15 protein-coding genes are annotated in these 15373 nt (G+C 50.5%); 10 read left to right on the forward strand and 5 right to left on the reverse strand.

The genetic code is table 11. The annotated features are described in order from the left end of the window. Position 1 precedes the first annotated feature (1 nt). Positions 2–685, forward strand: coding sequence for a response regulator transcription factor (locus C0068_RS05790; RefSeq protein WP_103683542.1), 684 nt, complete (start codon positions 2–4; stop codon positions 683–685). Between the two features lie 62 nt (positions 686–747). Continuing rightward, positions 748–2019: an ATP-binding protein gene (locus C0068_RS05795; RefSeq protein WP_158249923.1), complete on the forward strand. Its 1272-nt coding sequence runs from the start codon at positions 748–750 to the stop codon at positions 2017–2019. 76 nt (positions 2020–2095) lie between these two features. Here the strand turns inward: C0068_RS05795 and C0068_RS05800 are convergent, their stop codons facing one another. After that, a complete protein-coding gene (locus C0068_RS05800; protein ID WP_103683544.1) occupies positions 2096–2632 on the reverse strand; it encodes a hypothetical protein in 537 nt (178 codons plus the stop codon). A 256-nt stretch (positions 2633–2888) separates the two neighbouring features. On the opposite strand from C0068_RS05800, the gene C0068_RS05805 reads away from it, so the two are divergent. Then, a complete protein-coding gene (locus C0068_RS05805; RefSeq protein ID WP_103683545.1) occupies positions 2889–3167 on the forward strand; it encodes a peptidylprolyl isomerase in 279 nt (92 codons plus the stop codon). Positions 3168–3616: 449 nt separating this feature from the next. Here C0068_RS05805 and oadA read toward each other — a convergent pair whose 3' ends face one another. Together oadA and C0068_RS05815 are read right to left on the reverse strand one after the other, a co-directional pair. Next, entirely contained in the window at positions 3617–5431 is a 1815-nt protein-coding gene (oadA, locus tag C0068_RS05810; RefSeq protein ID WP_103683546.1) for a sodium-extruding oxaloacetate decarboxylase subunit alpha, read from the reverse strand. A gap of 15 nt (positions 5432–5446) precedes the next feature. After that, positions 5447–6862 (reverse strand): acetyl-CoA carboxylase biotin carboxylase subunit, encoded by a 1416-nt coding sequence (locus tag C0068_RS05815; RefSeq protein ID WP_103683547.1) that lies wholly within the window; start codon positions 6860–6862, stop codon positions 5447–5449. A gap of 164 nt (positions 6863–7026) precedes the next feature. On the opposite strand from C0068_RS05815, the gene C0068_RS05820 reads away from it, so the two are divergent. Both C0068_RS05820 and C0068_RS05825 read left to right on the forward strand, forming a co-directional pair. Further along, on the forward strand, positions 7027–7929 hold the full coding sequence (locus C0068_RS05820) for a LysR family transcriptional regulator (protein ID WP_103683548.1): 903 nt from the start codon (positions 7027–7029) through the stop codon (positions 7927–7929). A 67-nt stretch (positions 7930–7996) separates the two neighbouring features. Next, the gene (locus C0068_RS05825; RefSeq protein ID WP_103683549.1) at positions 7997–9091 is read left to right on the forward strand and encodes an amidohydrolase family protein; all 1095 of its coding nucleotides are present in this window, start codon (positions 7997–7999) and stop codon (positions 9089–9091) included. Here the strand turns inward: C0068_RS05825 and C0068_RS05830 are convergent. Further along, positions 9066–9734, reverse strand: a complete 669-nt coding sequence (locus C0068_RS05830) for a class I SAM-dependent methyltransferase (RefSeq protein WP_233208751.1) — start codon at positions 9732–9734, stop codon at positions 9066–9068. The genes C0068_RS05825 and C0068_RS05830 overlap by 26 nt on opposite strands. Positions 9735–9839: 105 nt before the next feature. On the opposite strand from C0068_RS05830, the gene C0068_RS05835 reads away from it, so the two are divergent. The 4 genes from C0068_RS05835 (at position 9840) to C0068_RS05850 (ending at position 12867) form a co-directional block, all read left to right on the forward strand. Further along, a complete protein-coding gene (locus C0068_RS05835; protein WP_103683550.1) occupies positions 9840–10217 on the forward strand; it encodes a cereblon family protein in 378 nt (125 codons plus the stop codon). A gap of 55 nt (positions 10218–10272) precedes the next feature. Continuing rightward, positions 10273–10971 (forward strand): pseudouridine synthase, encoded by a 699-nt coding sequence (locus C0068_RS05840; RefSeq protein WP_103683551.1) that lies wholly within the window; start codon positions 10273–10275, stop codon positions 10969–10971. 211 nt (positions 10972–11182) lie between these two features. Further along, the gene (locus C0068_RS05845) at positions 11183–11986 is read left to right on the forward strand and encodes a transglutaminase-like domain-containing protein (protein WP_103683552.1); all 804 of its coding nucleotides are present in this window, start codon (positions 11183–11185) and stop codon (positions 11984–11986) included. Between the two features lie 29 nt (positions 11987–12015). Then, complete coding sequence (locus C0068_RS05850) at positions 12016–12867, forward strand: transglutaminase family protein (RefSeq protein WP_103683553.1); 852 nt, start codon at positions 12016–12018, stop codon at positions 12865–12867. 73 nt (positions 12868–12940) lie between these two features. On the opposite strand, the gene C0068_RS05855 is transcribed toward C0068_RS05850, so the two are convergent. Further along, a complete protein-coding gene (locus C0068_RS05855; RefSeq protein ID WP_103683554.1) occupies positions 12941–13471 on the reverse strand; it encodes a GNAT family N-acetyltransferase in 531 nt (176 codons plus the stop codon). A 755-nt stretch (positions 13472–14226) separates the two neighbouring features. On the opposite strand from C0068_RS05855, the gene ltrA reads away from it, so the two are divergent. After that, positions 14227–15373, forward strand: a 1147-nt coding sequence (gene ltrA, locus C0068_RS05860; protein WP_233208750.1) for a group II intron reverse transcriptase/maturase, incomplete at its 3' end; no start/stop codon positions are given.

Here is a 15373-nt window from a genome sequence, read left to right on the forward strand (position 1 = left end):
TATGCGCATACTGCTAATTGAAGACGAAAGCCTTTTACTTGAGCAATTACATCGCAGTTTTAGCGAGTCAGGTTATGCATGCGACACCGCGACCGACGGCCGCGAGGGCTTATACCTCGGCCAAGAAAACCCCTACGACCTCGCCGTCGTAGACTTAGGCTTACCCAGCCTTGACGGCATTAGCATCATCAAACAATGGCGTAGCGAAGGTCGCAAGTTTCCCGTTTTAATACTTACGGCGCGCGACCGCTGGCAAGACAAGGTTGAAGGGCTCGAGGCCGGAGCAGACGACTACGTCGCCAAACCCTTTCAAATTGAAGAAGTCATGGCGCGGGCCAATGCCCTTATTCGCCGCTCAGCCGGTTTCGCCAGCCCACTCTTGCAGTTTGGATACGTCACCATCGACACCGGCGCAAAACGCGCCTTGCTGAACAGTAATCCAATCGATTTAACTGCCTACGAATACAATGCCCTCGAGTACCTTGCCATGCGCAGCGGCCAAGTAGTGTCGAAAACTGATCTTACCGAACATCTTTACGATCAGGATTTTGATAGAGACAGCAATGTTATCGAAGTATTCATCGCCCGCTTACGCAAAAAGCTCGACCCTGAAAACAAGCTAAAACCCATCTCCACCTTGCGCGGCCGCGGCTACCGCTTTGAGTTAAGCGAAACCCAACACTGATTATGCGAGCGCCGCGCAGCAAATCAATCACTAGGCGGCTCACCATCGCCAGCCTTAGCTTAATGGCACTGCTGTTAGCGGCAACGGGCATTGCGATTGACAAAGCACATACCTCAAGCCTCATCAGCGCCGAGCAAGACCAACTGCGCCTGCAGTTTTTTGGCCTACTAGGTGCAATGGAGTGGCAAGACGGCGGCGTTGATATGGGGGATCGTTTAAAAGAACCACGCTTCTGGCAATTTCGCTCGGGTTTATATGCCCAAATTCGACTGCGGAACGCTACGCCGCTGTGGCAGTCGGTATCCAGTGAAACCATACCACTGCCCATCCCCAAAAATACCCCCCGCGGCGGTCAGGAATTATTTAGCGAAATTAAGGTAGATAAGGAGCCCTTCTTTGTCTTTCAGTATCACGCCATATGGGAAACCGACGACGATAGAGAAATCCCCCTCATCTTTTCTTTATATTCTAGTCAAACCCCTCTTCTTAACGAGCTAAATAAGTTTCAACATCAACTTAGTCTGTGGCTAGGTTTAGTACTGACGATTTCACTTTTTGTTACCGCACTGATTTTATTTTGGGGATTACGGCCTCTGCGAGATCTGGCAAGTGATTTGGAACAATTAGAGCGCGGCGACACCGGCAAACTGCGCCCAGATTACCCCCGCGAACTACAGGGCATCACCCGCAATCTAAACCAACTTTTGGAAAAAGAAAAAAAGCAGCGCGAGCGATATAGAAATACGCTAGCCGACCTTGCCCATAGCCTAAAAACCCCACTTGCCATACTTAAAGGCAGTAGCACCGACGATATGGCGGTGGCAGAGCAAATCACCCGCATGGACAACATCATCAACTATCAGCTAAAACGAGCAGTAAGCAGCGGTAAACAGAACCTTAATCAACGCATTCCCCTACAGGGAATCATTGAACGCTTATGTAATACGCTGAGCAAGGTATACCGCGACAAAGCTCTTGTTTTCGACATTTCGCTAAATGCCCAAGACCTCATCGCCATAGACGAGCAAGACGCGATGGAGCTGTTTGGAAACTTACTCGACAACGCCAGCAAAGCCTGTAAAAGTAAAATACGTATCCGCGCAGAAAATAAGGAAAAACATTCCCTTATTTATATAGAAGACGACGGCCCCGGTATTTCGGCGGAAAGTCGTGAGCAACTTTTACAACGGGGAATGCGCGGTGACCAATACGGACAAGGACAGGGATTAGGGCTAGCCATTGTCGGCGATATTATTCACAGCTATGACGGAGACATTCATTTTAAGGACTCGCCCCTTGGCGGAGTCTGCGCTGAGATTAGCCTTCCGCGATAATCAGATTCAAAAAAAGCCGAAGTAATTTACTCCGGCTTTTTTGCATGAACACACTTCGCTGTTTTAGCGCCAGTGACTAAATTGGGATAAACGCCAGTATATCTACTGGAAACTCGCCACCACTAGGCAATAAGCCAAACAGCAAAGCCGGATTAGTAGGAACACCCGACAAACCACCACCCGCAATTAATGACAATGGGTTTATTGGCAGGGAGTTAACGTCCGCCAATCCGCCAATTTGCTCAACAAAAGAATTGAGGGGCAATACATCTAACAAATCTAATACGGGCTGCACAGGAAGCAGTTGAAATGCGCTGATTAAATCAAATGGCGAAACCGGTAAAGCGCTAAGACTAATAAGGTTGCCACTACCACCCATAACAGCAGATAGATTCACAGGCAATGCATCTAAGCCAGGCAAACCGCCCGACGACACTGAGCCGAGAGGAAGAGCATCTAAACCGGGAATACCGCCACCAGCAACGCCGCCAATACTAGTGAACTGCACAAGAATGTTTGTAACAGGCTCTAAAGGGCCTTGAGCCGCACTTAACGAAGACAAGGACAGCAGCGCCGCCGCTGCGACAAATTTCTTAACTTTATTCTTAATCATCACGTTCCCCACTGATTAATATTTGAATTTATGACTCCCGTGGCCAGTAAAGACTATTGACCGCTGAGATAGACATCATAATACACAACCTTGCATATAGTAAGCATGATTAACATCACATAAATCAAGACTCATGCCTTGCAATTCTTCATTAGCCCGCTAGTAAAATGCCTGCGAGGAAGACCATCAACCACAGCGCAGCGAATGCCGCTCAGCCCTGCTATAATCGCCAAAATCATCCAATGAGGACTCTCCCATGACCGTCGCAAGTGCACGCCACATTCTGGTAAAAACCGAACAGCAAGCCCAAGACCTAAAAAATCAAATTGCGAAAGGCGCTGACTTTGGCGAATTAGCCAAAAAATTCTCTGACTGCCCATCAGGTAAAAAAGGCGGCGATCTCGGCGAATTTCGTCCTGGCCAAATGGTAAAACCCTTTGACGACGTGGTGTTTAAAGAATCGGTACTAGACGTTCACGGCCCAGTTAAAACCCAGTTTGGCTACCACCTGATTCAAACCATTTACCGTAACTAATCGGGTGTCGGGTGTCGGGTCATAGTATGACGCCAGCTTTACGCTAAATAATCACAGTTAGCGGCATATAATAGTTTTTATCCAGCACATCGCCTGCCAAGACACTTCATTCCCGACCACGGATCTAGGTGGGCGCGCGAATACCGTAATGTTCCCTCAAAGAACGGTGAACCGAGGCTCGAGGTATATAGATTCTCAATCGAGTTGAGGACAACGGCCGAAGCTCAGCGTTTGAACTATCGTCAGCTTCCGACTCCCGACTTCCGACCCCGCACTTCCAGACATAAAAAACCCCGCATTCACTGCTGAATGCGGGGCAAATCGGAGAGAATCAGGGAGGCACCGTGTAAATGGGGGCTCACAATGAGCACAGCCCTGACTTGATTTAAATGATAATGATTATCAGTTAATTTTACAAGCCATTTCCGCAAAAAAATTTTACCCTGTGCTTAGGCGCCCGCCTCAATTTCAACCAATACCTCGCCAGGTGTTACGCGGTCGCCCTTCTTCACAAAAATCTCGACGATTTTACCGCTGATTGGCGCCTGCACTTCGGCCTCCATTTTCATCGCCTCGGTAACTAAAACGGCTTGGCCAGCAGTCACCGTATCGCCGACCGCCACCAATACTTCCACAATATTACCCGGCATATTAGTGCTGACATGGCCCGGTTTGCTGGCAGACTTACGCCCGCTTACGCCTTCGGCCTTGTATTCGTTCAAGGCTTCGAACACCACTTCTTCTGGCATACCGTCTAAGGTCATATACACATGGCGTTTGCCCGCGCCCTTGATGCCGACCCCAGTAATCGCCACTTGGTAACTCTCACCATGCACGTCTATGACAAACTCGGTGGGAACCCCGCCCTCGCTAACAGGCCGTGCGGATTGCCCAATGGGTTCAAGAACTTCTGGAACCAAAGTGCCAGCCTCACGCTCGCTTAAAAACGCCCGCCCCAAATCTGGGAACATGGCATAGGTGAGCACATCTTCTTCTGATTTCGCCAGCTCACCGACTTCCTTGCGAAGCTTGGCCAACTCCGGAGCTAATAAATCTGCTGGACGCACATCAATTACATCCTCAGTACCTATGGCACGTGCCCGCAAGTCTTTATCTACCTCAGCGGGCGCGGCGCCGTAATGTCCTTGCAAATAACGCTTCACCTCATTGGTGATCGTTGTATAGCGCTTATCGGCAAGAATATTCATCACCGCCTGGGTGCCAACAATTTGTGAGGTTGGCGTCACCAAAGGGGGATAACCTAGATCTTTACGCACCGCAGGAATTTCAGCAAAAACATCGCCAATACGATTCAGCGCGCCCTGCTCTTTTAACTGATTCGCAAGATTAGACATCATGCCGCCGGGCACTTGGTTAATCTGTACGCTCACGTCTTCGCGGGTAAATTCGCTTTCAAATTGGTGATATTTTTTACGCACTTCCCAGAGCTTCGCAGCAATGTCCTGCAGGGCTGGCAGGTCTAAGCCCGAATCTCTTGGCGTACCTTTAAGCGCCGCGACCATCGTTTCGGTCGCAGGATGGCTGGTGCCGTTAGCAAAAGCCGACATCGCCGTGTCGATAATATCAATACCTGCTTCTATCGCCTTCAACTGACACAGCCCCGCGAGACCAGAGGTCATATGGGAGTGCAATGCCAGTGGAACATCAACGCTATCTTTTAAAGCACTAACCAGCTCAGAGGTCGCCGTTGGCGTTAGCAAACCGGCCATATCTTTAATCGCGATGGAGTCTACACCCAGCGCCACCATGTCCTTGGCCTGCTGTACAAATTTAGCCGTGGTATGCACTGGGCTAGTGGTGTAACACAGTGTGCCCTGAGCATGTTTGCCCGATTTTTTCACCGCAGCAACCGCTGTTTGTAAATTGCGCACATCATTCATGGCGTCGAACACACGGAAAATATCCATGCCGTTATCTGCAGACTTTTGAATAAACGCTTCGACCACATCGTCGGCGTAATGACGGTAGCCCAACAAATTTTGGCCCCGCACCAACATTTGCAATTTGGTATTGGGTAGCGCCTCGCGCAGCTTGCGCAAACGCTCCCAAGGGTCTTCTTTTAGAAAACGCACACAGGCATCAAAGGTCGCGCCGCCCCACACTTCCAAAGACCAAAATCCGATCGCGTCGAGCTGGGCGCAAACCGGCAACATATCCTCGGTGCGCAGCCGTGTCGCAATCAGCGATTGGTGACCGTCGCGTAGGGCAACATCAGTAATCAGAACAGCTTTTTCTTGGCTCATCGTCATATCCTTTCTTTACAGGCCAGCGTGGGCGGCAATAGCAGCGGCCACCGCGAGCGCAATATCTTCGGGTCGGCTTTTATCCGAGTACTGGGTCAGTTCGGGGTGATTTTCTACAAAGCTGGTATCGAACTGGGCAGAGCGGAAATCAGGGTGCTTTAAAATTTGCTGGTAATAGCTCGCGGTGGTTTTCACACCCTGCAAGCGCATATCGTTCAGCGCCCGAACGCCTCTATCTAGCACGTCTTCCCAGGTTAAGCCCCAAACAATTAATTTAAGACACATAGAGTCGAAATACGGCGGAATGGTGTAGCCCGTATAAATGGCTGTATCGACCCGTACGCCCGGGCCACCCGGCGCATAATAGCGACTAATTTTGCCAAAGCTGGGCAAGAAATCATTTTTAGGGTCTTCCGCATTCACCCTAAACTGCATGGCGTAACCGCGGTAGGAAATATCCTGTTGGCGATAACCCAGCGGCAAACCCGAGGCGATACGTATTTGTTCACGCACAATATCCACACCGGTAATTTGCTCGGTGATGGTGTGTTCTACCTGAACCCGCGTATTCATTTCCATGAAATAAATTTGATTATCGGCGAGCAAAAATTCCACTGTGCCGGCATTTTCATAGCCAACCGCCTCGGCGGCCCGCACCGACATCTCGCCGATATAGGCGCGCTGCTCTGGCGTTAATTGGGGCGACGGAGCAATTTCAATTAGCTTTTGGTTGCGGCGTTGAATCGAGCAATCGCGCTCAAATAGGTGAATCACATTGCCGTGGCTGTCGGCCAAAATCTGCGCTTCGATATGGCGTGGATTAACAATACACTTTTCAAGGAATACATCAGCGCGACCAAAGGCCTTGGTTGCCTCAGATACCACCCGATCATACTGGCGTCGCAAATCTGCCTCGCTGTCGCAACGGCGAATACCGCGCCCACCACCGCCGGAGGTTGCCTTTAACATCACCGGATAGCCAATGCCCGCTGCCACGGTGACGGCGTCTTCAACGTCCTTCAAATTCTCTTCCGTGCCTGGCGTCACCGGCACGCCCGCCGCCGTCATGGCCCGGCGCGCTTCGGTTTTATCCCCCATGCGGCGAATAACCTCAGCGCTGGGGCCAATAAAGGTAATCCCACGCTGGGCACATATTTCCGCAAGCTCGGCGTTTTCAGACAAAAACCCATAGCCAGGATGCAGGCCATCACAACCGGTTTCGACTGCCAAAGCCACTAATTTGCGAGGGTTTAAATAGCCCTCCAAGGGATCGGCACCGACGTTATAAGCCTCGTCTGCACGTTTTACATGCAGCGAAAAGCGATCTGGCTCGGTGTAAACAGCCGCCGACCGAATGCCCATCTCAGCACAGGCCCGCACTATTCGCACCGCTATTTCACCGCGATTAGCGATTAGAATTTTTTTAAGCATCGATAACTCCATAAGGGGCAATATGCCCAGCTCCGCACAGGCCAACAGCCCGCCTACGTCACTCCGCAACCGTACCGAAAAAACACCTAGATAAAAAATTAATATTTATTTTAGTGAGAATAAGGTATTACTTATACCTTACCAACAATGAGTTAAAATCGAGTATGGAAGTCAGTTATTTAAACCGCCTCACCCTGCGCCAAATAGACGTGTTTCTTGCGGTATGCCTGCACCGCAGCTACTCCAAAGCCGCAGAACAGCTATCGCTAACCCAGCCTGCGGTTAGCTCACAAATACGCAGCCTAGAAGAGGTGGTTGGCCAAGCGCTGTTCGACTACATTGGCAAACAGCTTTTTCTTACCGCCGCCGGCGACGTGATGTTGCGGGCCGCCCGCGAGCTAAAGCAGCGCTTAGTTCACCTAGAAATCGAACTCACCGACTTACACGGCCGCCTCCAAGGCAGCCTAAATATCGCCATTGAATCCAGCGCCGAACACCTGCTACCACCCTACATCAACGCCTTTTGCGAGCAGCACCCCGACGTAGAGGTGATACTGCACGTCGTCAATCATCAGCGTTTACTAGAACGATTGCGGGATAATCTCGACGACCTTGCCATCATGACCCAAGTACCCGATGGCCGCGCCCTCACCTACACTCCCTTTGCGGAACACAAGCTCTCACTCGTTGCGAACCCAAAGCACCCCCTGAGCCAACAGCACAGCATCACACTAATCGAGCTATTGGAGTATCCGATTTTGCTGCGCGAAGCTGGCTCCGGCACCCGCCAAATATTCGAACGCTTTTGTCAGCAACAGAGCTGCGTCATTCAACATATTCGGCAAATGGGCAGTAATAGCGCCATTCAACACGCGCTGAACAGCGGCGCCAACTGCGCAGTTCTCCCGACCGCCATGGTGAATACGGCCGTGGCAAGCGGCACCCTAATCTCGCTACCTGTTCAAGGCTTTCCCATTCGGCGCTCATGGTGCACGGTTCACCCCCGCGGCAAACATCTCAACCCACTCACCAAGGCCTTTCACGACCTATTACATAGAGCGGACTAACACCCAGCAATGAACCTCGGCGATAAGTACCGGTCAGAAAGCAGGCAATACCGCTACCGAGGATACGATGCAGCAACTACGACAAGGCCGTCTTAGCCCCCGCTTCCGCCTACTAATTTGCCTCACGCTGACATTACTAGCACCGTGGGTTATAGCAGCACCCCAAACGCAAACTAGTGTTAGCAATTACCATTACAGCGATGCCCATGTTCACGTTGTTGATTTCTTTCAAGAAGGCGGTCCACTGCCTGAATTAATTCGCGCCATGGACAAGGGCAATATTGATCACGCCATGATCAGCGGCATTCCGCTCATGAAAAAATGGCATGAGAACGAACCCAAACGGCCACGTTACTACGCAGGCGACGACGCCGGCATGTATTGGTATAGCGCCACCGACAGCTATGTGGCCGAAGCCTATCGCAAACTCCCAAAAGACCAGCAGGCGCGGCTTCATCCCTTTTTATGCGGCTTTAATCCCACCGACAAAAATGCCGACAAACATTTGCGGCAAATGCTAGAAACCTACCCCGACGTTTGGCAGGGAATCGGCGAAGTATTAACTCGTCACGACGACCTCACCGCCCTCACCCAGGACGACACCCCAAGAGCCAATAACGAGGCCATGTACCGCGTTTATCGGGTAGCGGCAGAATTCGGTTTACCGGTGCTGCTACACAGCAATATCACCTCAAAACGAGAACGCAATCCGCTGTATATAAGCGAAATCAATGACGCCCTCGCCGCCCACACTGATGTAAATTTTATTTGGGCACACGCCGGCACCAGCGCCACCCTCCACCGCTATCAAGACAAATTGGATTTTTTATTAGCAGAACTCAAAAAGCTCCTAGCAAACCACAAAAACCTCTATGTCGATTTATCGTGGACGGTGCTCGAATCCTATTTACTCAATAAAGACCATAAAGCCGTGGCCGGCTGGGTCGCGCTAGTAGAGCAATATCCAACAAGATTTATGATTGGCTCAGACGCCTTAGGCAGTTACGACAAAATGGGCAAGGCCCTAAAGGAATACACGCCTTTTTTGGACGCTTTAAGCAAAGAAACCGCACGCAAAGTCGCCCGCGATAATTTCTTAGCGCTGCTACCACCCAAACCCATCAGCGACAAATTGGCTAAGTCCCAGCAAGATAAAGATTAACCCGAGAAAACTCCTCAGACTCGGCCAAGTCCGGCACCGTGGTGGCGCGCTGAAAAGCCAGCCAACGGTAGCCATCTACTTGAAAATCCTTCACCCGCGAATCCGCCACCAAGACCACCGGCGCGCGGCGTAAAAATGCGTCTAGCAAGGGCAAATTAGCGCGGTCATACAAGACGTCTGCCACTAAGATCACATCGTATTGTTCGTCGTTGGCGAAAAAGTCCGCGCTATAAGCCAATTCCACATTATTTAACTGGGCGTTCGCTCGACTGGCTTTTATCGCGTCTTCATCAAGGTCGCAGGCAATCACCTCGGCAGCCCCCGCCAGTTTTGCCGCGATGGCCGCCACACCAGAACCGCAACCAAAATCCAAAACCCGCTTACCGCGAAGCAACTCCGGATTATCGAAAATATAGCGCGCCATGACCTGTCCGCTCGCCCAGCAAAAACACCAGTAAGCAGGGTAATTCATAATGCGCTGGGTTTGTTCGGGGCTTAAATCATGCTGGGGAAAATCGGCACTCAATAGAAATAACTGCATTTCCGGCACCAAGGGCAAGGCCGTATTCACCACCTTTGCCGACGGTAAAAATTCCTGCAATAAAAGACTTAAGGAATGTTCATACTCAATAGATGAAAGCACTTGCTGCAAAGCCGGAACCCTTATATGTTAAAAGCGTGAAGCCAAGCATTTTACTGGATTTTTCGGCGCAGGCCCGCATTGCACCGAACAGAATCGGAGAAGCCTATGAGTAATTTGCCTATTAAGCAGCTAGTACACGACGTTTTATTCCAGCTTGAAGATAGCGAGCCATCTGAACTTATCTCTTGCCTCAACTGCCGACAGGCTATTACCGCCACCAATTTTCGCACCCGCATTAACGACCAGCACCACCATCGCTTCGTGAATCCTGGCGGCATTATTTTCGATGTGTGCTGCTTTCACTCGGCCCCCGGCACCATCATCAATGGCGAAGCCACAGCACAATACTGCTGGTTTCAAGGCTACCGCTGGCAATACGCCCACTGCGAACACTGCGCCGACCAGCTCGGCTGGTATTATGAAAATGACCGCAACGAGGCTTTTTTTGCCCTAATTCCCAGCGCATTAAGCAGTAAAAATTAAGGCGCAAATATCCGGTATACTTGCGCCCTACTATTGCCGCCGTAAAACAGCTTTTATGTCAGACCGCCCAGCAGACAAGTCGCCAAACAGCGGCGCAGATTTTATTGTGCCCTATTGCAGCGAAGCCATTGGCTATCTGCATTGCGACGAGGATTTGCTGATCGTAAGCAAACCCGCAGGTCTGCTCTCTGTCCCCGGCCGCCATCCCGAGAATAAAGACTGTTTGATTAGCCGCATCAACGAAGACTACCCCGGCGCCAGCATTGTTCACCGCCTAGACATGGCAACCTCAGGCCTGATGATTATCGCCCGTAACGCCGATAGCCACCGCGCCCTAAGCCGACTCTTCCAAGATCGCAAAGTCTATAAAGAATACCAAGCGGTGGTATTCGGTGAGGTTACTAGCAAAGAGGGCTTTATCGACCTACCCCTCGCCTGCGACTGGCCCAATCGACCCCGCCAAGAACTCAATTTTGACTACGGCAAACACGCCCAAACTCATTTTGAGAATTGCGGTCTGAGCGAAAATGGTCACAGCAAACTACGTTTAATTCCGATCACCGGCCGCTCCCACCAACTTAGGGTGCACACCGCCAGCATTGGCCACCCCATATTGGGCTGCGAATTTTACGCCCATCCCAAGGCGAAGGCCGCCGCCGACCGCCTCCTACTACACGCATCGCGCTTACGTTTTACCCACCCCGTCAGCAAAAACGAATTAGACATAAACTTAAATGCCTCATTCTGGTCGTAAACCTAGGCGTGTGTGAATTACTACGCGAAGGCTCTATCAGTTTCACAATAGCGTCGTAATCGTGGTATACCTTTGTAACAAAGCGCGACACTTCTCAACCAAGCCCTAAACCAAACACAACACGCTCCCAATCCGACGACGCAAACGTAAAACCCAAGTCGAAATTGATATATACGGCTCTGCAAGCCGTTCATCCAACAGGAGTAGACGTATGTGGTTAAAAACGAGCTGCGATTTATCCTTTAATATCGAAGTCCCAACACCCTTTGTATTAATGCTTAGACCGCGCAGCGGCGCCCAACAGTGGATTGCCAGCGAGCAGTACAAACTAGCGCCCAGCGTTCCCGCTTTTGAGTTCACCGACGGCTACGGCAATCTTTGCCAGCGACTCGTCGCCCAACCCGGCGACTTTTCTATTCATACCCGCGCAGAAGCCAAAACCGCCGACTTTTTAGACCAAGCCCCCGGCGCGCCCTTTGTAGAAATTCAAAACCTGCCGGATTCGGTACTTAATTATTTACTGCCTAGCCGCTACTGCGAATCCGACCGCTTCGGACAATTAGCGCTAGAAATCACCTACGGCCAATATTTGGGTTACGACCAAGTCGCCGCCATTGAAAACTGGTTGCGCAATACCATTAGCTACACCCCAGGCGCCAACGACGTGCAGGTTACCGCAATAGAAATCAACGCGAGACAATGGGGAGTCTGCCGCGACATGGCTCACCTCGGCATCGCCCTGTGTCGAAGCCTAAGCATTCCCGCCCGTATGGTGGTTGGATATTTATACGGCCTGCAACCTATGGACTTACATGCGTGGTTTGAAGCCTATGTGGGCGATCGCTGGTATACCTTCGACGCAACACAGCCCAGCTTAAAAGGCGGATACGTCGCCATTGGCTACGGCCGAGATGCCGCCGACGTTGCGGTGTACAATCAATTTGGGCCGGGGGTTTACCCTTCCAGCCAAGTGATTAGCGTAGAGCAAATTAAGGAAAGTACCGTTGTAAATTAACGGACACCCGTTTCATCACTGGAAGCACTATGCAGCGCTACAAAATAATCCACCGCACATACTATAATTTTTCGTCCACGGTAACGCTTGGGCCACATTTTCTGCGTCTGCGACCACGCGAAGATTATGAGCTGCGTATAGAATCCTTTTCGCTCAATATCACACCCAACGCCACCCTACTCTGGCACCGCGATGCCGAAGGCAACTCCGTCGCCACCGCAAGTTTTGCGCAAAAAACTCAGCAATTAATATTTGAAAGCGAAGTGATCATTCAACAATACAATGAAGCGCCGCTCAATTTTATGGTTGCCGATTACGCTGTTCACTACCCGTTTAACTACACCCAAGACGATCAAGTATTGCTAAATCCCTATATGCAATTGCCCGATCAAGACACCCAACAACAAATCAAACGATGGGCACAGCAGCTCTGGCACGCAGACGACAACATTCAGACCTATACCGCCCTGCAACGCATCGCCAGCCACATATATAACAACTTTACCTACAAATTAAGAGAAGAGCCTGGCGTGCAAAGCGCCAAAGAAACCCTAAGCCGCAACACCGGCTCCTGCCGCGACTTTGCCCAACTTTTTATGGACGCCGCAAAGTGCATGGGACTGGCCGCGCGCTTCGTCACCGGCTATCTACACGCACCGGGGCTAGATGCCGCCGGCGCAACCCACGCATGGGCCGAAGTCTATTTACCTGGCGCAGGCTGGAAAGGCTTCGACCCCACCATCGGTCAAATGGCCGGTACAGATCATATTCCCGTTGCCGTGGCGCGGCTGTCTAAATCCGTACCACCCATAGCAGGTTCATTTATTGGCGAGCCAGAATCAACACTCGATGTCGGGGTATGGGTAAGTAAATTGGCTTAACAAAGCGAAGGATTTGAAATATCGATACGAATGAATAATATTGAAAAACACCTTCGTAATTTTATGAGCATCGCTATCTACTAATCAGCCAGTCGTCCCGCAAAAGTGCAAAGCTATACATATCATGCAAGCTCCCTTTCGAAAAAGCGGCCTGCCGGTGGGTTCCCTCTAGCTCAAAACCACACTTAATCGCCACTTTCTTTGAGCTTGTATTTTCTGTAGCAACACGTATTTCTATGCGATTCACCCCAAAGCCTTCGAAGATATATTTACACAATAGGCCGAGAGCCTCGCTTGCGTAGCCCTTCCGTCGATGACTAACATCAAAAATTCTATAGCCGACTTCAAGCGCATCAAAATACGGAACTGACGTAAAAAACCATGTTAGGCCAATAACATCACCAGTTTCGTCTACCACTAACAATCTCGACAATGACTCACTTAAAAATCCGCTCTGCTCATACTCAGAAACAAGCTCAGGATAAGATTTAAAAACACTGGGCAGGTAATCACCAACTGATTCTAAATCATTCATTTTCTCATACAAAAAAGGCAAGTCAGCTGATCTTACTGGTCGTATCCCTACCTTGGCTCCCCTTAGCATAACTACCCCTTAGTGACGACTCACCCCGACGTGGTAAAAATCTGTAACGGCCAATATTTAATACAAGAATATTTAACTACGCAAGGATCGACAGCGGTAAAAAGCGGACGATCAGAAACCCCGAACTAGATGGAAATCTATAGTTTTTCATACAATGCCTCCAGCAGGGGACGAAAAACCAGAGCGAAGCGGCGGTTTTTTTTGTTCCCTCTGGCTGGCCTTGTGTACGCCCAGCATGGGCATGAACTAATGAGGTGAAAGTCCTCTGTAGGAAGGTCACCATCCTTAGCGATTTATGATCGTTATCAGATGTTAACTACTAGCGAATGGCAAGGGCTTGACCGCGAGGTCTGGTCTGAAGGAAGCCGGACGCAAAACCGCGAACTGATGAACAAGAACATCATATGAGGCGTAGGCTGGAGGCGAGTTGGCACAAGACGACGAAGCCATGTGATCTAACGGCCACCGTAAAGGATGCAGTTGCGCGGGGACAGTTCATGCTCTTATCTGGGGAGATCTGCTTAACAAGCGATCGGTAAACTACCAGTAAGGCTCTGGTTAATAAGTGCCTTGGCTCCACTGAGTGTATCGCCAATGGAGAGCGAACGAGATACAAACCGATAGCGCTGGCAGGGGCAACTCTGGCGGTGATTAAGCAGAAGTCAGCAGAAGGCATAGTAGCCAAATGCCCATCGTAATGGGTGGGACAAGGTGAAGGCCTGAACATTGAGAATAAAGGAGGAGCCTTGTCACACTTGAACGCACGAACGCCGTCTGGCGATGACGTGACTCAGCGTAGTGATCTGAAGCCAGCCTTTGGTAACGATCTATTTGAGCGTGTGCTACAGCGGGAAAATCTCTCTGCGGCATGGAAGCGCGTTCAAGCTAATAAAGGGGCTGCGGGCGTTGATGGCATTACCATCGACGAATTTCCCGTATGGGCACGAGCTGGCCACTGGCCTAGGGTGACTACCGAGCTGGCAACAGGTCGGTACAAACCATCACCAGTTCGGCGTGTTGAAATTGATAAACCCGATGGCGGTACTCGCCAACTGGGAATTCCAACCGTTTGTGACCGTGTGATCCAGCAAGCCATTGCCCAAGTCCTTACGCCCATCTTCGATCCCAGTTTCTCAAGCAATAGCTTCGGATTCCGGCCATATCGAAATGGGCAGCAGGCGGTAAAGCAGGTTCGCGACATCATCAAGGAAGGTCGCCGCTTTGCGGTGGATGTCGATCTGTCTAAATTCTTTGACCGAGTCAATCATGATTTACTGATGACGCGCCTTGGTGACAAGGTGAAGGACAAACGTCTACTGAGATTGATTAAGTTGTACCTGCGAGCTGGGTTTGTCGACAACCAGTTCTATGGTGAGAGCCGAGAAGGTGTGCCGCAGGGGGGGCCATTATCGCCACTGCTGGCGAACATCATGCTCGACCCTTTGGACAAAGAACTTGAGAAACGTGGCCACAAGTTCGCCCGCTACGCTGATGACTTTACGATAATAGTAAAAAGTCAGCGAGCCGGTGAACGAGTGCTGCACAGTATCAGCCAGTACCTGCAAAACCGTTTGAAGCTGGTCGTAAATACCGATAAAAGTCGCGTCGTTAAAACCAGTGAGAGCAAGTTCTTGGGGTTTACCTTCAAGGCTGGCCGTATTCAATGGCACTCGAAAACACTGCTGAAATTCAAGCAGCGGATTCGTCTGTTAACGAACCGCAACTGGGGAGTGTCGATGAAATATCAGCTCTTCAAAACCAGCCAATTTATACGTGGTTGGATTAATTATTTTGGTATCGCCAACTGTTATCAACTGTGCGTCGACCTAGATCATTGGATTCGGCGCAGAGTGCGGATGGCTTATTGGCGGCAGTGGCGAAAGCCACGAACCAAAGTAAGAA

Source organism: Zhongshania marina, from assembly GCF_002915595.1.
Lineage (GTDB): Bacteria > Pseudomonadota > Gammaproteobacteria > Pseudomonadales > Spongiibacteraceae > Spongiibacter > Spongiibacter marinus_B.